This is a genomic window from Aneurinibacillus terranovensis DSM 18919 (assembly GCF_000430625.1).
GTDB classification, from domain to species: domain Bacteria; phylum Bacillota; class Bacilli; order Aneurinibacillales; family Aneurinibacillaceae; genus Aneurinibacillus_B; species Aneurinibacillus_B terranovensis.
In genome coordinates, this window is record NZ_AUMJ01000033.1 from 15,089 (window position 1) to 35,035 (window position 19,947).

18 protein-coding genes and 1 riboswitch are annotated in these 19,947 nt (G+C 45.6%); of the genes, 10 read left to right on the forward strand and 8 right to left on the reverse strand.

The window, feature by feature from the left end; all coding sequences use genetic code 11:
* Positions 1 to 13: 13 nt before the first annotated feature.
* The 4 genes from H525_RS23040 to H525_RS0106540 form a co-directional block, all read right to left on the reverse strand.
* On the reverse strand, positions 14 to 1,198 hold the full coding sequence (locus H525_RS23040; protein ID WP_051330851.1) for a sensor histidine kinase: 1,185 nt from the start codon (positions 1,196 to 1,198) through the stop codon (positions 14 to 16).
* A gap of 202 nt (positions 1,199 to 1,400) precedes the next feature.
* Entirely contained in the window at positions 1,401 to 2,612 is a 1,212-nt protein-coding gene (gene metK / locus H525_RS0106525) for a methionine adenosyltransferase (RefSeq protein ID WP_027415550.1), read from the reverse strand.
* Positions 2,613 to 2,753: 141 nt separating this feature from the next.
* Positions 2,754 to 2,928, reverse strand: a riboswitch (SAM riboswitch).
* 64 nt (positions 2,929 to 2,992) lie between these two features.
* Entirely contained in the window at positions 2,993 to 3,574 is a 582-nt protein-coding gene (locus H525_RS25390; RefSeq protein WP_051330852.1) for a hypothetical protein, read from the reverse strand.
* A gap of 262 nt (positions 3,575 to 3,836) precedes the next feature.
* Positions 3,837 to 5,306 carry a S41 family peptidase gene (locus H525_RS0106540; RefSeq protein WP_027415551.1) on the reverse strand — a complete coding sequence of 490 codons (1,470 nt, stop codon included), beginning with the start codon at positions 5,304 to 5,306 and terminating at the stop codon, positions 3,837 to 3,839.
* Between the two features lie 381 nt (positions 5,307 to 5,687).
* Between H525_RS0106540 and H525_RS25395 the strand changes: the two genes are divergently transcribed.
* The 3 genes from H525_RS25395 (at position 5,688) to H525_RS27090 (ending at position 9,050) form a co-directional block, all read left to right on the forward strand.
* Positions 5,688 to 7,307, forward strand: coding sequence for an MBOAT family O-acyltransferase (locus H525_RS25395; RefSeq protein WP_051330853.1), 1,620 nt, complete (start codon positions 5,688 to 5,690; stop codon positions 7,305 to 7,307).
* A complete protein-coding gene (locus H525_RS0106550) occupies positions 7,282 to 8,301 on the forward strand; it encodes a hypothetical protein (protein WP_027415552.1) in 1,020 nt (339 codons plus the stop codon). Before H525_RS25395 ends, H525_RS0106550 begins: the two co-directional genes overlap by 26 nt.
* Before the next feature lie 509 nt (positions 8,302 to 8,810).
* Positions 8,811 to 9,050 carry a hypothetical protein gene (locus tag H525_RS27090; RefSeq protein ID WP_155837170.1) on the forward strand — a complete coding sequence of 80 codons (240 nt, stop codon included), beginning with the start codon at positions 8,811 to 8,813 and terminating at the stop codon, positions 9,048 to 9,050.
* Positions 9,051 to 9,122: 72 nt separating this feature from the next.
* Here the strand turns inward: H525_RS27090 and H525_RS25400 are convergent, their stop codons facing one another.
* Positions 9,123 to 9,644, reverse strand: a complete 522-nt coding sequence (locus H525_RS25400) for a coiled-coil domain-containing protein (protein WP_051330854.1) — start codon at positions 9,642 to 9,644, stop codon at positions 9,123 to 9,125.
* Between the two features lie 138 nt (positions 9,645 to 9,782).
* A complete protein-coding gene (locus tag H525_RS0106560; protein WP_027415553.1) occupies positions 9,783 to 10,796 on the reverse strand; it encodes an SLAP domain-containing protein in 1,014 nt (337 codons plus the stop codon).
* Positions 10,797 to 11,229: 433 nt separating this feature from the next.
* On the opposite strand from H525_RS0106560, the gene H525_RS23060 reads away from it, so the two are divergent.
* The gene (locus H525_RS23060) at positions 11,230 to 11,913 is read left to right on the forward strand and encodes a hypothetical protein (protein WP_155837171.1); all 684 of its coding nucleotides are present in this window, start codon (positions 11,230 to 11,232) and stop codon (positions 11,911 to 11,913) included.
* Positions 11,914 to 12,065: 152 nt separating this feature from the next.
* Here H525_RS23060 and H525_RS0106570 read toward each other — a convergent pair whose 3' ends face one another.
* Positions 12,066 to 12,593 carry a sigma-70 family RNA polymerase sigma factor gene (locus H525_RS0106570; RefSeq protein ID WP_027415554.1) on the reverse strand — a complete coding sequence of 176 codons (528 nt, stop codon included), beginning with the start codon at positions 12,591 to 12,593 and terminating at the stop codon, positions 12,066 to 12,068.
* A 179-nt stretch (positions 12,594 to 12,772) separates the two neighbouring features.
* Positions 12,773 to 13,267 carry a competence protein ComK gene (locus H525_RS0106575; RefSeq protein WP_027415555.1) on the reverse strand — a complete coding sequence of 165 codons (495 nt, stop codon included), beginning with the start codon at positions 13,265 to 13,267 and terminating at the stop codon, positions 12,773 to 12,775.
* 254 nt (positions 13,268 to 13,521) lie between these two features.
* Here H525_RS0106575 and H525_RS0106580 point away from each other — a divergent pair, with 254 nt between their 5' ends.
* The 6 genes from H525_RS0106580 to H525_RS0106605 all read left to right on the forward strand — a co-directional run bounded on the left by H525_RS0106580 (position 13,522) and on the right by H525_RS0106605 (position 19,938).
* Positions 13,522 to 15,225, forward strand: a complete 1,704-nt coding sequence (locus H525_RS0106580) for a sigma 54-interacting transcriptional regulator (protein ID WP_027415556.1) — start codon at positions 13,522 to 13,524, stop codon at positions 15,223 to 15,225.
* Between the two features lie 197 nt (positions 15,226 to 15,422).
* Entirely contained in the window at positions 15,423 to 16,232 is an 810-nt protein-coding gene (locus H525_RS0106585) for a carbon-nitrogen hydrolase family protein (RefSeq protein ID WP_027415557.1), read from the forward strand.
* An 11-nt stretch (positions 16,233 to 16,243) separates the two neighbouring features.
* Complete coding sequence (locus H525_RS0106590) at positions 16,244 to 17,593, forward strand: MFS transporter (protein ID WP_027415558.1); 1,350 nt, start codon at positions 16,244 to 16,246, stop codon at positions 17,591 to 17,593.
* A 22-nt stretch (positions 17,594 to 17,615) separates the two neighbouring features.
* Complete coding sequence (locus H525_RS0106595) at positions 17,616 to 18,500, forward strand: polysaccharide deacetylase family protein (protein ID WP_027415559.1); 885 nt, start codon at positions 17,616 to 17,618, stop codon at positions 18,498 to 18,500.
* Positions 18,501 to 18,573: 73 nt separating this feature from the next.
* Complete coding sequence (locus tag H525_RS0106600) at positions 18,574 to 18,900, forward strand: hypothetical protein (RefSeq protein ID WP_027415560.1); 327 nt, start codon at positions 18,574 to 18,576, stop codon at positions 18,898 to 18,900.
* Positions 18,901 to 18,924: 24 nt separating this feature from the next.
* Positions 18,925 to 19,938, forward strand: a complete 1,014-nt coding sequence (locus tag H525_RS0106605; RefSeq protein ID WP_027415561.1) for a CobW family GTP-binding protein — start codon at positions 18,925 to 18,927, stop codon at positions 19,936 to 19,938.
* Positions 19,939 to 19,947 lie beyond the last annotated feature (9 nt).

The following is a 19,947-nucleotide window of genomic DNA, read 5'->3' on the forward strand; positions in this document are numbered from 1 at the left end:
CTTCGAACAGTTTTTACCGGTCGGTTTCTATCGGCCGGGACGGCTTGTCGGCCCACTTGCCTTCAAGCGGAATACTGAAGCGTACCGTTGTCCCCTTGCCGATGGTCGAGTCAATTCTCATTTTTCCCTGAAGAAGCTTTGTACGCTCTTTCATTCCCATTAGCCCAAACTGCGGGCGTTCACCCTTTGTTCCATTTTCAAACCCCACACCATCGTCAACGATGCGGAAATGAATGACCTGAGGTTTAATTTCAAGACGTATTTCAACCTGTTGCGCTTCCGAATGCTTGGCAACATTCGTTAGCGATTCCTGTATCAGGCGAAACACCGCCACTTCAATCGCACCTGGAATTCGCTGGTCAGACCCTGAAACGGCTAATTTCGTCTCGATTCCATGCCGGTTTTGAAAATCTTCGATATACTTTCGTAAGGTCGGAACGAGACCGAGATCATCGAGCGCCATCGGCCGCAGATCAAAAATGATTTTGCGAACATCTGTAAGGCTTGCACGTGTAAGCTCTTTTAATAAGCGGAGCTCCGTTTTGGCCTCATCAATCCGGTTTTGATTGAGCATTCGCTCCACTATTTCGCTCCGCAGCGCAACATTTGCCATCGATTGGGCAGGCCCGTCATGAATCTCACGCGCCACCCGCTTTCTTTCTTCTTCTTGTGCCTGAATGATTTTAAATCCAAGCTGCTGGTGATTCTGAGCCGATTTAAGCGCCTGTCCTACCTTCTGCAGATCGCCATTTAAGTAATTAAGCACGACACTGACGTGAGTCATAAGTGTTTCTGCTTTTTGAATCGTATCTAAGATAGTACGCAGCCGGCGTTCCAGTTCATCGCGGCGGTGGCGAAGCTGCAGCTCTTTGTCCCGTGAGAGCGTTAGCTCAATCTGAATCTTGCTCGCTTCTTCGTATGCCTCACGGATTTCAATCTCACTAAACTTATGGAAGTTATGGCTTACATGTGCCAGCCTTTGTCTTGCCCGTTTTGCGGTGAATTCCAGCTGGTCGGTTTGACCAATCACCTTTTCCACTTCCCGTTTTAGGTGCTCCAGTTCAACAGAAATGCGGGTGCTTTCCTGGCGGGCGTTCTCCGAGATATCAAATATCTTCTCTTTGCTTTCTTCTACCGAAGTAATGGTTTTTTGAAAAATTTCATCCAGCAATTCGACATCGATATTTGCCTCACCCATGTAAGTCCTCCTTGATGACCCTTAGCCCTAGCGTACCGTTTTTTCTCATCTTTTAAACTCACACTTCTTCTGTAGCCAACAATAAATTTTCGACAAAACTCACAAAACACCTTTTTATATTGTACCATTCCTCCCAAATAAACAAAACAAAACCCAGCACAATAAATGTGATGGGTTTTAAGGATGGAAAAAACAGTTTCAATTATCGTGCAAGCTCAGCCGCTTCTTTTTTCAAGACTTCCGCTTTATCCGTACGCTCCCACGGAACATTCAGGTCATTGCGGCCGAAATGGCCATATGCGGCTGTTTTACGGTACAGCGGGCGGCGCAGGTCAAGTTCTTTAATGATACCTGCAGGGCGCAGGTCAAAATGCTTACGAACAAGTTGAACAAGGACTTCTTCGTCGACTTTACCGGTTCCAAACGTATCTACATTAATCGACACAGGCTGGGCCACTCCAATCGCATAGGCAACCTGTACTTCACATTTATCAGCAAGTCCGGCTGCCACGATATTTTTTGCCACATAACGTGCAGCATACGCACCGGAACGGTCTACTTTTGTCGGGTCTTTTCCGGAGAACGCACCGCCGCCGTGGCGCGCATAGCCGCCATACGTATCCACGATGATTTTACGTCCGGTTAAGCCGGCATCCCCCTGAGGTCCGCCAATAACGAAACGGCCGGTTGGGTTAATGAAATACTTTGTATTTTCATCGAGCAGCTCAGCCGGAACAATCGGCTTAATCACATGCTCTTTCAAGTCTTTCTGAATTTGATCCAGCGAAGTGGCCGGATCGTGCTGGGTGGAAATAACGATGGTATCCACGCGAGCCGGCTTATCTCCGTCGTATTCAACGGTTACCTGTGTTTTACCGTCAGGACGAAGGTAATTAAGTGTGCCGTTTTTGCGAACTTCCGCTAAGCGGCGGGATAATTGGTGGGACAAAGAGATAGGCAGCGGCATGAGTTCCGGGGTCTCATTGCATGCAAACCCGAACATTAAGCCCTGGTCTCCCGCACCGATGGCTTCAATTTGTTCATCGGTCATTTGGCCTTCACGGGCTTCCAGTGCCTTGTCCACCCCCTGGGCAATGTCAGGAGATTGTTCGTCAATGGAAGTAAGCACCGCACATGTGTCAGCGTCAAAGCCAAATTTAGCACGGGTATAGCCGATTTCACGAATCGTTTCACGAACGACTTTCGGAATGTCTACATAGCAGCTTGTCGTGATCTCACCGGCTACGAGAACCATACCTGTTGTTACTGATGTTTCCGCTGCAACGCGCGCATTCGGATCTTTTTCAAGTATTGAGTCTAAAATTGCATCAGAAATCTGGTCACAAATTTTGTCGGGATGCCCCTCCGTAACCGATTCAGATGTGAAGAGATGACGTCCTTTTTTAAGCGCCATGTTCACGTACCTCCTTATGCACCATGTTTGTGGATGGTCTTACCAAGATACGGTACTCCCTTCCCATTCCCTCGCAAAGCAGTAAAAAACCTTTTCCGGTTGAAACTTTAGGAAAAGGTTGGTTTTTTACTCATCCTTTGCCCTTTATCGTTCAGGATATAGCACGCAAAAGCATGCCTTCCTGCTGGTTAGCACCGTTCACCGCATGTTGAGAGCCACTTATAGTAATAAGGATGCTCCACCTCTCGCCAAATCATGCTGCGATGGGGTTGCCGGGCTTCATCGGGCCAGTCCCTCCGCCTACTCGGGATATAAGGGTCTTCCGTTCTAAACGAGCATATCCTATTTACCGGAACCTGTCAATAAAGAATGTCAATCATTTATTGAATGGTATATTTTCCACGAATCATAATGTAAGAAGGTCCTTTTACAACCTTGAGCCCCCGGTTGTCGTTGGACGGGAGTAAAATGAGGTGATTCAGTGGAATGTCGATGTCACGCTCAAGATTTTGCCCGCCCGTTACATCTGGCAGACCGTATCCGTCACCCGCAGGCGTATAAGCAACCGCCTCGCCTGTCCGCACGATGAACTCTGTACCTGAATAGCCGACGACTACCTTTCCGGCAGGTACTTTTTCTACGGCCAGTTGACCGGCTCCCGCGGAAGCCTGTCCCCCGGTTTTACCGGTTCCCTGGCCGCTGGCACTCGCGCGAATTTCATTTTCAAGCGCGGCCTTTATTTGATCAACATAACTTTTGCTCACCCCGGAGCTTGTCACTGTAGACTTCGCCCCTGCACTGATTTGATTTTCAATATCAGCTTTAATTTTATCCACATAGCTCTTTGTTACGATCGGGTCATTATCAGATCCCGGCGTTAACGTTTCGGCAATCCCGGATGATACCCCGCTGATGGTAAAAGCCAGCACGGCTCCAACCAATCCGTATCCCCACTTTTTCATCAATTTTCCTCCATTCCCTTTTTACTATGTCATTTAATCATACGTATAAAACAGGAAAATGTCGTGATTTTTCTTTAATTAACGTGTTTTTTAATATGTAATCCATTCAATAAAAAAGAACGCCCATTTACCAGGCGTCCTGTAATTTTTAGAATGAAAAGCTGGCTTTTCTTATCAACCAGATCGCTGCCAAAATCCAAGCGATTATGATCAGCGAAGAAGTGAGCCATCATTCCTTAATCCTTTCCTGTACCCTTTGCCTTTAGCCCTGGCTCACCCGCAAAAGCAAACCATCCGGCTGCTTTTCGGTTGAAATGGAGGAAAAATCTTGGACGAGTATATCAACGGGAATGAAGAAGAAACCATTCACATTCTTCATGGCTGAACTGCGGGCCGGATATTTTTTTTGCATTTTGCCCTCGGTAAGAGTAATCTGCTGTAGTTTGCCGTCCCAGTAGATATTCCAACCATATGTATCCGCGAACGAACGAAGCCCAATATACCACTTACCTCCGATTCGTCTGGCCAGCAGATTGTTGTCTGCTACCGGAAAACCGGCCAGTTGAATAGTCCCATCATTATTTAACCCGAGTGTAAGCGCGCCATTTAATTGGGCAACAGCCTGAAGCAGTTGTTGATCGGGACTGTCTACTGTGAAATCTGGCGTAATGCCTACCTCATTAATCTTTTTCATGGTCGGTGAAAAGTACTCTTCGACGGTCATCTTTAATACGCCGCCGGTTTTCAGAGGTTGAATATCCTGCATGACCCCTTTACCATATGTCGTCGTGCCGATAACCCTGGCAACACCGTAACTCTGCAGCGCGCTGGTCACAATTTCCGAAGCGCTTGCTGTCCCTTTATTCACGAGCACAATGAGCGGGTAATCCCAGTTTGACCCATCTGTATCCAGGGCTTGTTTCTGTCCGGTACGATCCTCCACATAAACGACCACGTGCTTCCCTTTAGGCAGGAACATTCCCGCGATTTGTATCGCCGCATCCACATGCCCCCCCGGATTATCACGCATGTCAAAAATAAGACTTTTCATCCCCTGCTGCTTCAATTTGTCCAGGTTTGTGCGCATTGCGTCCGGCGCATCTGTGGAAAATGTGGAAAGCTGGAGGTAGCCGATATGATTGTTCAACATTCTGCTTTCGACAGGCGGAATCTGAAGTTCTTGACGTTGAATTTCAAACGAAAGCACTTTTCCTGCCCGCTTTAAATCCATAAAAACATAGGACCCGGCGGCTCCCTGTATTTTACCCGTTACCTGCTCAATCTTCATCCCCGTTACGCTATCCCCGTCAATCTTGAGGATTTCGTCACCGGCCCGCACGCCGGCAAGGTCTGCAGGCGACTTGTCCAGTACAGAATGAACAAAGAAGCGGCCGTTTTTCTCGTCTACAAAAATGCCTAAGCCCGCAAAATCCCCTTCCACGTTGTCAATAAATGTTTTAAATTGATCGTCGTTAAAATAAGACGTATACGGGTCTCCCGTTTGATTGACCATTCCTTGAATCGCGGCATCCGTCAGTTTTTTAATATCCAGGTTGCTATTCAAATGGTGTTCCACAAGCTGGTGCAGGACTTCATCGATGCGTGCTTCCTGCTGCTGATACACTAAAGAATCCGGTGCCTTCACGGCCGCAAAAGCCGGCTGATACATTCCGCTCCCTATCAATAACGCTAACATGCCTGCCATTCCCACACGAATAAATGGATTGACCATATTCCTGCAAACTCCCTCTCATGTCTCTCTACATATACATATAATTTAATTCACTTCATAATCATTCGACGGAAAAACCGTATCTCCTTTAATTGGCTGACAGCCGCCTCTGCGTTCCAACTAATGACCCTAAAAAAGCAGTTTTTATGATTTTTTCATTATTTATGGCAGAACTTATCTCTAGCAATAAAGCAGAAGCTGCAAGGTCGGTTCAAGATGCGATGTGTATATAGCGGCTATTTAAATATGTAAGAACGAGGAATCCCCGCTGCCAGTTTGCTGAGCCAACGGGGGTTTTTCAGCGTATAAGACCTGCGATTTTTCGTCAAGCGGGGAAACTTATGATAAAATAAAACTTATTTGCCGAAGGATGGACATGCGATGCTGTTTCATACACCTGAATTCTTTTTTCTTCTTATCCTTACCTTTATTAGCTACTATCTGTTTCGCAATGCCCGTCTCGTCCTATTAAGCATTGCAAACGGGTTATTTTATGCGGCAGCCAGCTGGGGATTTCTCTTTCTTTTTTTAGGGGTATCTTTTGCTTCCTACCGGATTGCGCGGCTGATTCCGGGCAAGAACGGGCGAATGTGGACAGCGATTGGCATTCTGATCAACGCAGCCAATCTTTTGTTTTTTAAATACTCGTTGTTTGTTCTCCATAATATTGAAACGATAACCGGGTGGCAGCTTGTCACTCCGCACAGCTTCTGGTCCAGTATCGTGCTGCCGGTGGGGATCTCGTTTTATACGTTTCAGTTGATAGCCTACCTGGTAGACGTAAGAAAAGGCCTAATCAAGCCGACGAATTCGTATTTACATTTCTGGGTATTTATCGCTTTCTTTGCGCACCAGCTGGCCGGCCCCATCATGCGCGGGAATGAATTTATGCCGCAGGTGGAGAAGACGAGAAGCTTACACCTGCATCCGGCCGATTTTAAATACGGAGTTTACTTGATCATGTGGGGACTCGCCAAAAAAATCATGATCGCGGATAAACTGTCCCCGATCGTGCAGCAGTATTTTGAATCCCCGGCTTCGCTCCATGCGATGCAGGCGTGGGTCGGCGCTTATCTGTTCGGTTTTCAGATTTACGCCGATTTCTCCGGCTACAGCGATATGGCGGTCGGGCTCGGCTATTTATTCGGATACCGGCTGCCGATCAACTTCCGCACCCCTTACATCAGCGGAAATGCCACCGAGTTCTGGCGGAGATGGCATATTACCCTCTCAAGCTGGATTCGCGACTATATCTATATCCCGCTCGGAGGATCAAGGAAAGGAAAAATACGAAAAGACGTGAATTTGCTCGCATCGATGCTCATATCCGGCCTGTGGCACGGTGCGATGTGGACGTTTGTCATCTGGGGGTTTCTCCACGGGGTTCTGTTAATCATACATAAATGGTATATAACCTTGATTAATAAATGGACGAGTGCGCCAACCCGGGCTCAAGCGAACGTGAGTTCTACTTCTACCACGAAACCCGTAGCCGAAACCGAAAGCCGCAGAGTATCCACGTCGGGGTCCAGCTCCCGCTTTGAACAGCGCTCTTCCGCCGTTCATTCCATCGGAAATGATACCGAGTCTGAGGTGCGTATACCGGCCAAATCCAGCATAGCCGCTCAAATCGGAAAAGGATGCTACCGGATTCTTGCAGTGTTTATCTTTTTCCAGTTGACCACCCTCACCTGGGTATTCTTCCGGGCGAAAAGCGTCGCGGACGCGTTCCTGTACATTCGCGGCATGCTGTCACCCGCCAGTTGGACAGGCATTCTCCAGCAGTTCTCCGGGCAAAAATCTTACCTGCTGCTGGCGGCCTGTTTATATGCCGCCCATTGGTTCGAATATATTGTACGCAGCCATGAAAACAAGCTGGGCGTCTGGTGGCACCGTTTTATTCCGTCACCCGTACGCGGCCTGCTCTATACCCTGCTCGTTCTCCTCATAATCGCAATGATAAAAGGTGAAAAACATGAATTTATCTACTTCCGGTTCTGACCAAACAAAACCCAACCGCAAACGCCAAACATGGTGGATGCGGGGATTGATCTGGGCGCTCCTGCTTCTCGTACTCAGTGAAATTTTTATTTTTCGCAATCCTGCGATATATGGAGCAATCCCGGCCAGCTCTGTCGGGCAGATTACCGACCTGGAGAAAAGGCTGGCCAGGCAGGACCGCGCGAAAATCAAGATGGTCATCTTCGGAGACTCGCAAAGTATGGATGCGCTCCGCCCGCCAATGCTCGCCAAAAGATACGGCCTCAAGCCCGACGAGATGTTTAACCTGAGCGTGAGCGGCGGCAAACCGGTTGATATGCTGCGCCTGTACGAAAAGGTAATGGACACGCTGCCGAATGTGAAATACGCCATCCTGGCCGTGAACGAACACCAGTTAAACAACCGGAACTATCTGGATGACACGAAATTCCGCTATAACGCAACGCTGCTGGAACGTTTGGAGACCCCCGGTTTTACCAACAAAGCGGATCTCGCGTTTGGGTGGCTGCTGTATTCGTATGGAATGCGCGGAGTATGGACACAGATGCTCCCTCTGTATCTAAAAGGACAACTGCCGCAGCCGCCGGATGACCACTATGCCTACAGGTGGGGCCTGCCGCCGGTGGAAAAAATTGAACGAAATCATATTGGCCCCGCTTACAGCAAGGTCGTCGCTGACCGCTGGATGGCAAACTATCAGGTAGAAGGCCCACAAACAACTGCCTTTGAAAAAGTACTCGCCGGACTGTCATCACGCGGGATAAAATGGACCATTCTCCAGCTTCCCCGCACGCCGGAGTTTGAACGGCTGATGAAGGAAACATACGGCCCCCAGCAGAAGGCCTTTCGCGATCTGGAAGCCAGGCTCGCACAGCAGTATGGTGAAAAATTTGTCGTCATTCCTCCCGTGCTGGGAGACGAATACTTCCGCGATGCGAATCATGTGAATAAGCGGGGAGCGGAGCGGGTCGCGGGGTATGTGCCGGGGATTTAGTTGTTGGTTGATATCACTAATCAGGTCATCCATATCAGTATATTGCCATTGTAATAATACGGTTGCCGTATTCACCCCGTCACTAACAGTAAAGTTGCGATTTTTTGAGCGGTCTTCATCGGTACCTGTGAAGTGGTTGTTTTGGAAGAAATAAGACCAATCGTTACCGCCCAACGTGATAGCCGCATTCGACCCGGTTTTGAAGGTAGAGATGAAGAACGTATCCCCAAACCCAACGGCAGACACCGTTCGACTACCAAGATCTATGTGATGATCATTGCAATATTGTTGAATGAAACTATCGACAGCCGAGCCCACCACTTGTCCGCGGGTAAATCCGTTTAGCGGGATATCCCAGTTCAAGTTGACAGGAATCGTATAGGTACCGTCACTTATGGTGAATTGCTTAGGGCTTGACGCAAAATTGGTTGAGGTGATCGTGTAGCTTTCCTGTCTGGCCTGCGTGGCGTACACCGTTGAGTAATCAAAGTTGGAAATGGCCTTGCTTGTTGAGAAAAACTCGCGGGCGTTGCCGCTCGTCCTTTTTCTGCAGGGAAGCGAAACGGCCGCTTAGTGACCGGAAGGTCGGACCGACAAAACATCCGGGTACCTCAATGATGGAGACAATTGTCGGTCTGATCGACCTTCCGGCCACACGCTCCACATCGAAAAAGCAACGTTCGGCACACTCCCGCAAGTTTTTCTCAGGTGACCCATGGAGGAAAGTATATGTTGCTTTAACACTGTAAAGCAACATATACTTTCTTTAACGGTAAAAAAGGGTGACAGAGAGTATCTTGCCTGTACTCTCTGTCACCCTTTTAAATAAGCCGCTGTTTTAATTTGAAAATATCCCGGTCATGCTCGGCTACCTTTTTTTCAAAATAAAGCAAATCATCCTTTGTGACCATTGTTTCTTTTATTTCCTTTACTTCAGCGGTTAATTCTTCGAGTTTAGCGCTCAATTCGTCTACCTTTTTATTGGTAAACCCTACATTCGCAATAAGTTGATACAGATGGTTACCTTGCTGCTTCTGTTCGGACTCCACTTTTTCGATTCTTTGCTCAACATTGTCTAATCTTTGTTCAACATTGTCTAATCTTTGTTCAACATTCTCTAATCTTTGTTCAACATTCTCTAATCTTTGTTCAACATTGTCTAACCTTTGCTCAACATTCTCTAATCTTTGCTCAACATTCTCTAATCTCTGCTCAACATGCCCTAACCTTTGTTCAACATTGTCTAATCTTTGCTCAATACGGTCTAACCTTTGGTCAACCTTTTCGATACTTCCCTGGATTCCCTCTAACATCTGCAAAATTAAATCGGATCTACTATCCATGGGTTACCGCTCCTTCTTTTGTTTTCCCTAATTTTACCATATACTCAGCAAAAAAACACTGTGTAATTCCATATTTTTGTTGTTTCTCTAAGCAGCTGTTAAATCAAAGAGAGAAAGCAGGCGGCCTGTCTAAGATTACTACACCAGCGTGATAGACCAGTCGGAAAAATCCGGTTCTTCCTTCAGGAATGCATTCTTTCCGTATTCCAATGTATATCGTGCTACCGTATGAGGTGGAATATGAAGGTCGGACAAATCAAACGGTTTCGAAGCCACTACGTCACCCCGGGCGTCACGCAGTTCAAAAACGATTTGGTCAGCAAAGTGAATTTCTTCATCCTGTCCGTTTCGAACAAGAATTTCAACCGCCAGCTCTCCCTCATCCGAAACACTGACACGCGCGCCGATAAAGTTAACCTGGCCTTCCGTCTGTTCTAGCACCCGCTGCAAATCCGCGTAAACCCGGCGATCTTCCTGTTCAATCTTATCCTGCAGCATGGAGGAATTTTCTCTTACCTCAAAAGAAAGGGTATCCGTTGTCGGCTTTATCTGGCCACTCTGCATATGGAAACCAACATACCATGAAGAAAGGTCAGCCGAAGGGGTAATCAGGTGTTCCGGGTAGAAATCAAACCGGTACGGAATGCCTGTGCCCGGTTGAATTTCCAACGCCTGCAGGTTAAACACCTTGCGGGCAACCGCGTTGTAATTCGCATCGACAAGGACGAGCGGCACCTGTGTAAGGATCACTTCTTCCTCTTTATTGTTTCGCAGAAAAGCGGTCAATGTTAAGGCAAAGGGTCCCTGTTCGATTCTATACCCGTCAATCGACAGCTCACCCTGCTCCAGCTGAGGCAGTTCCGAATAGCTAAACTGCATAACATAGCGCATTTCATTCGACAGGTTTTCTTTAAATGTATCAGGAATAACGAGAGTCGTCTGAGGCTTTGCCCATTTTTTTTCTTCTGTAGAGCCTGCTTCCTGATTGTTATTTTCTTCTTCTATAGTAGAGGTATTTTCTGCGGACTCATGGGCTTGTCCTGTTTCCGCTGCCTCCTGCAGTTCTTGGGATTCCGTTTGTTCCGGGGAAGTTTCCTGTGAAAGTTCCGGAGCCGCTTCCGCAGCAGAACGACGCTTTTTAAAAAATGCCATTAGTACAGCCTCCTTTGGTCTATTGTTATTATAGCTTTTTTTCAAATAAATCAGAAGGGATTTGGACATTCATTTCAATATAGTTTTACGCCGACAAATTTGAACCTCTCATGGCTGAAGCCTAGAGATTCCTAAGTACGGACCCCTAACGGTTTCTAAATAAAAAAGGCCGACTATGATAAGACGCTTAAAGCAGGCAATTGGTTGTGGTACATCTCTCCGGGATATGATTTCGCCCCGATTTTGCTGCATGAACCCGCCACACAATCGTAACAATTCGATTTCAGGCAGAACTCATGTGACAAAGAGATTTCCCGGCAGCTATTCAAATTATACCATTTACTTCCAAATTGATTCCGGTTATAATGAAAACCAAAGATAATCTGACTCGCACCACTCGGTTCGGAAAAATGTAATGTTAGGAGGGACAAGCATGACGGAAAAAGTAATACAGAACATCTTGCTTCAATTGCAATCTATCAATGAACGTATGGTTACTAAAGACGACATTGCCGGTATGGCGACTAAGGGCGATATCGCTAATATGGCAACTAAAGACGACATCGCCGACATGGTCACCAAGGCGGATATTGCTGACATGGCCACCAAGGCGGACATCGCCAATATGGCCACCAAAGACGACATCGCTGACATGGCCACCAAGGCGGATATTGTCAATATGGCTACTAAAGACGATATCGCCGACATGGTCACTAAGGCTGATATTGTCAATATGGTCACCAAAGACGACATCGCCGACATGGTCACTAAGGCTGATATTGTCAATATGGTCACCAAAGACGACATCGCCGACATGGTCACTAAGGCTGATATTGTCAATATGGCTACTAAAGACGATATCGCCGACATGGTCACTAAGGCGGATATTGTCAATATGGCTACTAAAGACGACATCGCCGATATGGTCACCAAGGCTGATATTGCTGACATGGCTACCAAGACTGACATCGCCGGAATATACACCAAACTCGATAGTATCATAGCCCAGGTCGCTCACAACAGTGAACAAGAGAAACGCCTCGAAACCGCGGAAATAAAAATTGAACAGTTAGAAACAGACGTTAAGCTTATCAAGAAAATACTTTCAGTATCATAAGGAAAACTTGGGTAACCCGCCTTCTCCGATGCAGCAGCAGTGTAAGCAATCAGCAAAAACAACAGATCAGCAGAAGCGAAACGCTTCTGCTGAGCCCGCCCTTTTCATCATGCCGATTTTGTTTTTTATTTATGGCTTCTATTTGTTCTCTACTAATTTGTATCTATGCCCAGTCGCCTTGCGTATGTGCGAAGTTTCACAAGACTTCGTTGATTCCATTTCTTCACGCGCTCATAAGGGGCTCCCATTATTTTAGCGACCTCGACCAGTGAGTATCCATAGCGAATATGGAGTGTGATACACTGCGCTTCATGGGATGACAAGGGAGCCATCCATGCTTTCCAGAGCATGTCTTCTTCCAGCGCATCCGTATCTTCACCCGGGATAAGTTCTTCCCATGACAGCTCATCTTCCGAAGGCAATGCAGGGAAACAATGATGTGAATGGTATCGATACTCACGTTTGAACCAGGCGTTTAACGCGCTGCGAACGACCATAAACATGTACGTGGTTAAGGAAGCCCCGCGTTCCGGGTCATACGATAAAAGCTTGCTCCAGCATGCAATACGGGCGATTTGCTTTGCCTCCTCTCTGGCAGTGCCAACCGGTAGTCTCAGCGTCCACTTTTCTAAAAGCGGTTCCATCTTGTTCATAAAAGCAATCCAATCTTTTTCTTCCATAATAGTGTCCTTTCCCAGGACCGGTCCTTGGCTTTATTTACGCGCAAGACAAGCATACTCCGGAAGAAAAAAGACGGCAGACGGCCAATCCGCATATAGAACAAAAAAACGCCGCTCTACTCAAACATAATTGCACTTCTATCGAACGATAGGCTGCCAAGACAACTTTCTATATGGATTTAGAGCTCACCATTCCAATCTTTATACCGGAGTCGAAGGTTCTCGGCTTGGCGCAGTTGGCTTTTGACGTATCGAAGGTGCTGGGGAATTTTGAGGGTATGGGAATCTTTGAGGATAATCCGGCTTGAGCTTTGTGGGGATTCTGCATCATAATGCTTGATAGAAACATATTTTATAAAGCATGTGCGGTGAGCCTTGCTGAAAACGCCGAAGGAGAATGGAATTAAAATAAACGCTTCTTTAAATGCGAGCGGCGGAAATTTGCGCTGGCCGAGCATGTCCCATGAACGCCGCCGAACGAGTGCCAGATCCATGCATAACTCGCGGCTAATCTTCTTAAGAAACTGAGAGGTACTGCAGGTTGCATAGAATTCTTCCGTGCCAATATACATCCGGGTCACTTCGCCTATTCCATCCATACATGCCGGAAAGAAGGTATGGCCGCCTTTGAAAATGAAATTGTAGACGCCGTCAGCTAATTTTAGTTCTTTCATTGAAATCCCTCCCTTTTATTGTATATTTTTCAAATCTAGTATAAATCATTTTCTTGCAGAAACTAACAAAATATCACCGCAAATTTCGTCGGTTCTCTACAAAAACCGCAGGAAAGAACTTTTCCAAACTTATTCCCCTCTGTCCCTGTCATCTATCATTTTTTTCAGTTGTCGATTGGTAAGCAAACATAATATAGTAGAATGTGATTAAAGAAAGTAGCAAAAAGAGAGAGCATATTGCATAAGGTGGTTATATGATTCAACCAGGGGAACTTCCACAAATTTTGAATACAATACCATTCGGACTTGTCTTTATCGACTCAGAGCAACGAATTGTTTTTCACAATGACTATACGGCGCAACTATTTTCTTTTCCACAGGCGGTTACCCATCAATTATTGGGGGATATATTCCCCCATTTGTCTAAAGAACTAGAAGATGTTCAAGAAGCGTTCTTTAATTTTGCCTATACCGGTCATGATTTTTTTGTGTACAAGGTTCCTTCTTATTCAGAAGATCGATTAACGGGTTTTTTGTTGATATTTCAACGGATGAACATCTTAGATCAACTGGTTCAAGAAACGGATTTATATAAAAACCTGGCGCTGGATTTAAATACGATTCTGGAAACCACGTTTGATGTGATCTACGTTTCTGATGGAAACGGGATCACCCTTCGAGTCAGCTCCGCGTGTGAATCGTTATGGGGATATTCCGAAAAAGAATTGGTGGGTAAAAGCGTTTTTGAATTGGAGCGGGAAGGTGTATACAATCCATCCGTTACACGTCTTGTACTGGAGCAACGAAAAAAAGTGACGATCACCCAAACGACGAAAACCGGAAAAAGATTAATGGCCATGGGGATCCCCTTATTTGACGAAAAAAAGAAAATAATTCGCGTCGTCAACGCTTCACGAGACATTACGGAAGTCAGCCTTCTCCAAGAAGAAATTGAAATGCTAAAACAAGCGACTGAGGGGTATCGGGAAGAAATCCGAAATTTAAGGACCAAAAACGGTGAAGAAGATCACCTGGTTTTTCAAGATGAAAAAATGCGGATGGTCGTCCATATTTCCGAGCGAGTAGCGAAGGTCGATTCTCCTGTCTTAATTACCGGCGAGCCCGGGGTAGGCAAAGAGTTTATCGCCAGGCTAATCCATCGTTGGGGGGAACGGGAAGAGAACCCTTTCTTGACCATGAACTGTCGATCCATCCCGGAGTCGATGTTCGAACGCGAATTGTTCGGAGCGGAGAATAGTGAGCACGTCCACTATGGAGTCATTGAATTAGCGTCTGGAGGAACGCTGTTTCTAGACGAAATCGAATGTCTCCCCGTGTCCATTCAAAGTAAACTTCTTCAGGTCATTCAAGAAAAAAGGTTGACCCGGGCAGGATCGTTCCATGTCCTTCCGGTGAATGTTCGATTAATCACCGCTACAGAAAAGGACTTACAACAAATGGCGAACAACGGGACATTCCGGCGGGATCTATTTTACCAGTTAAATATCGTCCCGATTCACATTCCTCCTCTTCGGGAAAGAAAAGAGGATATCATTCCACTAATTTTGTTATTTCTTAAGTCCTTGAACCAAAAATATGGGCAAACCAAAAAATTTAAACCCAAATTGTTGAAAGTATTACAAAGCTATACTTGGCCAGGGAATGTGCGGGAATTAAAAAATATAGTGGAACGATTATGGGTCACTTCTGAAGGTCCTTGGATTGGATTTGAACACCTACCGGAACACATGGCGATTCATCCCAACCAGAAGGCCATCATCGTTAATCGGGTGGTACCTCTTCAAGAAGCAACAGAGTCGTTAGAAATGGATCTTCTTCGAATGGCGCTGGAAAAGTATAAATCCACAACTAAAATTGCCGAAGTGCTAGGTGTCAATCAATCGACGATCAGTCGAAAACTGCAAAAGTACGGATTACCAACATTTCAAAAACACTAAATCAAGCTATGCATTTATGCATAGTTATATTCCTCTTGCAATTCAAATGGATAACGGCAAAAAACCTAATACTGGAAGCTAAAATCTATGCATAAACGCATATGTTTTTGTTATGACATTATTGTGAATGTTTTGTATCGTATGTTATAACAGAAATGTAGAAAAAATAATAAAGAAAGGGGGGGGGATGAAAGTCAGTGGATAAGGTTCTTCGTGTGGCAGCTGCTCAAATGAATTGCACCCTGGGAGATAAAGAAGCAAATATTAGAAACGCTTCCAAGTTGATTGAACAAGCGGTAGTACAGGGCGCCAAATTAGTCGTATTACCAGAGCTGTTTAATACAGGGTACCGGGTTGAAGAACAAGATATGCAACTTTCAGAAGCGATTCCAGGTCCGACGACCGATTGGTTGTGTGCCATGAGTCGAAAACATCAGATTTATACGGTAAGTTGTATCCTTGAGAAGCCTTCAATAGAAGGTGTGGTATTTGATACGGCAATTCTGACCGGTCCGCAGGGAATCATCGGAACGTATCGCAAAATTCATCTTTGGGATCAAGAAAATACTCGATTTGGCAAGGGGAAAGCGTTCCCGGTATTTGATTTGGGATTTGTTCGAATCGGCCTTCAAATTTGTTATGAAGTGGGCTTTCCTGAAGGAGCACGGATCCTCACCTTGCGCGGGGCGGATCTCGTCATTTATCCATCGGCATTTGGAAAGGCTCGCCTGTACGCTTGGGATATCGCAACTCGCTCACGGGCTTTAGAAAACGGAACATATGTAATTGCTTGTAACCGTTCAGGGGTGGAAAGAGGAGAAACAGTATTTGGAGGTTCCTCCCGGATCGTCAATCCTCAAGGGGAGGTTTTAGTGGAAGCAAGTCGAGAAGATGAAGTCATTCTTGCCGATCTCGATTTGTCCCTTATATCCAAGCAAAGACAAACCATTCCGTATTTACGCGATCTAAATCGAGCGTTAATTAAAGAACAATTAGCCAATGTATAGGAGGGCACCGAATGTCGACCTATTTATCGACCAAGGATACGGCTTCTATCTCCACGGCCAATGAATCAGAAGCCGTATCAAAAGGACAACTAATTTACGCATCTATTGTCGCTTTTTTTGCTTGGACGTTCTCTGTCTATGATTTTATCTTATTTGGAACATTATTGCCAGTCATGGCTGCCGATTTTCATTGGACCACTGGTGAAAGCGCAAAGGTAGCAACTTGGGTTTCCATAGGAACATTTTTAGTTTCCTTACTCGTAGGCCCGATTACGGATTATTTCGGCCGCAAAAACGCGTTGCTTATCACTACAGCAGGTGCGGCCATCAGCTCGGGGTTAACCGGATTTACGATGAATCCGCTTTATTTAATTCTAGTCAGGGCAATTTCCGGCCTCGGGTATTCCGAACAGGCAGTAAACACGACCTATTTATCAGAAATTTCCGGTCATTCGAAACGGGGGCTCCTCTATAGTTTTATCCAAGGCGGTTGGCCGATCGGGGTTTTGTTTGCCTCTTTCATGACGGCAGTGTTATTGCCCCATATTGGTTGGAGAGGTGTATTTTGGGTTGGAACGCTACCGGCGGTTATTATCTTACTTCTTCGGATTAAATTAAAAGAGTCACCCAAGTACCAACAGTTGCAGGAAGTTCGCCATTTGATGAAGTCCGGAAAGACTAAGGAAGCACATCGACTCGGTCAAGAACTGGGGATCGATTCGGAAAAAATGACAAAATCCACGGTTGCTCAGTTGTTTGCACCTGATATTCGTCGACACACAATCTTCTTAGGAATCGCCTTTACATTAAACTGGTTTGCGATCCAAATTTTCGCCGTTCTCTCGACCACCGTGTTGACTGGGGGAAAAGGAATTTCGTTTAACAATTCTTTGTTCCTCTTGATTTTATCGAATGCTCTTTCTTACGTCGGGTATGTTTTCCATGGGTACCTGGGTGATAAGTTCGGGCGCCGTGGGACCATCATTGTAGCTTGGATTTGTGGCGGATTATCCTATACGTATATGTTATTCATCGCCCATGGGTATTGGCCTGTGTTGATTTCGTATAGTATTGGCCTTTTCTTCCTGATTGGTTCTTATTCCGCCCTCTTTACGTATATGGGCGAGTCATTCCCGACGCGGATCCGTGGGACAGGGTCCTCTCTCATCAATTCGTTTGGGACCATTGGGGGCATTTTAGGTTCTGTTCTTTTTACCGTATTAGTGGCATCCGGAACTCCAGCTCATGTGGTACAAGCCAGCTTCTTTGCAGGAGCTCTTCCCCTGCTGATTTCCGGAATCTTAATGTTTGGTGCTAGATCTGTTCCTCCTTCTCAATCTTTAGAGGAAATTTCTAAATAGATAACTAAAGGAGATGTACAAGATGGCAAAAAAAGAAATTTTGGTTGCGTACGGCATTGATGTGGATGCTGTCGCCGGTTGGTTAGGTTCTTATGGTGGGGAAGACTCCCCTGATGACATTTCTCGCGGTCTTTTTGCCGGAGAAGTCGGAGTGCCTCGTCTATTGAAATTATTTGAGAAATACAATTTGAAAACCACCTGGTTTGTACCGGGCCACTCCATTGAAACCTTCCCGGAACAGACCAAAATGATTGTTGAACAAGAGCATGAAATTGGGATTCACGGGTACTCCCATGAAAATCCCATTGCGATGACTCGTCAGCAAGAAGAAACGATTCTATTAAAATGTATTGATTTGGTAGAAAAAGTATCCGGAAAACGTCCTACCGGATATGTTGCCCCTTGGTGGGAATTCTCGACTGTGACCAATGAATTACTGTTAAAACACGGAATTAAATATGACCACAGCTTAATGCACAATGACTTTCATCCATACTATGTTCGAGTGGGAGACAGCTGGACCAACATTAACTACGAACAACCCGCAGATAAGTGGATGAAACCGTTGGTTCGCGGAGAGGAAACGGATCTTATTGAAATCCCGGCCAACTGGTACTTAGATGATCTGCCTCCTATGATGTTTATTAAGAAGTCTCCGAACAGTCACGGATTTGTGAATCCGAGAGATATAGAACAAATGTGGAAAGATCAATTCGATTGGGTGTACCGTGAACACGATTATGCCGTGTTTACCATGACGATTCATCCGGATGTGAGCGGAAGACCTCAAGTGCTTCTGATGCATGAACGTCTCATTGAATATATCAATAGCCATGAAGGCATACGTTGGGTCACGTTTGATGAAATCGCAAATGATTTTGCCGGTCGTTATCCTCGTAAACGGTAAGTGGCCGAAAAGAAGATGTGCCGGAGTAGCTGATAGCAGCTGCTCCCACCTTTTATTCCAGGAGGGTTTACCCATGTGCGTTCTTTGCGGAGAGTCTGTTTTAAACGTTCATTGGACAGAAAAAAAACGTTTGAATCCAGATACTGATAGGATAGTCGGTCAATTTCAACGAAGTCGAATGCGTGAACGAAATCATCGGATCAAGCTGACGAATCAGGTATTAAAACATTTTGGATTGCATTTGGAAGATTGGAATGGTAGTAAATTTCTTCTTCGCAACAATAAAGGAAAAACCGAAATCGTCCATGACTTAGGCAGCTTATGGCCTGCAGCTGAAAAATTAGCCGGTCGAGCCCTGGACCCTTTGGATCCTGTCTTTTTAGAACGTTTTACTTCTTAAGATTGGCAGAAAGGAAGAACCATCATGAGAAATACAACCAAACGTCCGGTCACGATTATTACAGGATTTTTAGGCACAGGAAAAACCACTTTGCTCAGCCGCCTTCTGACTCACCTCTCGATGAAACATACTGCAGTTTTAGTCAATGAATTTGGTCAAGTAGCATTAGACCACCATCTTCTTCAACGGGTGGAAGAGAAAACTATTCTCGTTGGTGGAGGTTGTTTATGTTGCTCGGTTCGGGAGGATCTCATCAAAACGCTAAAAATATTATTAGATCAAGACCAACGGGGGGATATTGAACCAATTGAACGGGTAGTAATTGAAACAAGCGGCCTTGCGGACCCTGCCCCGATTTTGTTTACCATTTTGACGGATCCTGTTTTGCAGCATCATTTTTATGTGGACTGTGTTTTAACAACGGTGGATGCCGTGAATGGTGCTAGCCATTTAAAAAATCAACCTGAGTTTTTCAAACAAGTCGCGGTCGCAGACAAGATTATTCTTACTAAAACAGATATGATTACTACGGAAGATGTAGATTTGTTAAAATCCCAGCTTTCTGTTTTAAATCCAACCGCGCAGCTGGTCGAGGTTGTTTGTGGGGAGATTGAGCCGCAGAAATTACTTGCCTCAAACGAATCCTCCTTGCTTCGATTTGAACAACAAAATCCGGCACCGATTTCATCGAATCATCCTCATCTTAGCGATACCGTATCAGTCTCGTTTACATTTGATCAACCTTTGGATTGGACAGCTTTTGGGCTATGGCTTAGCATGCTTTTACATGCACGAGGGGAACAAGTGATTCGGGTGAAGGGGCTAATCGATGTCGGAGAGGAAGGACCCGTAGTTTTAAACGGCGTACAACATATTATTCATCCTCCTGAACATTTAGATAAATGGCCAAGTGACGATCATCGATCTCATGTCGTTTTCATTATGCGTTCAATTGAAATCCAAACGATTCAAGCTTCGTTGCAGGCCTTTCAACATCTACTCGGTTCAAAGGGTTATCTAAATGAACAAACTATATGAAAAAGAGTG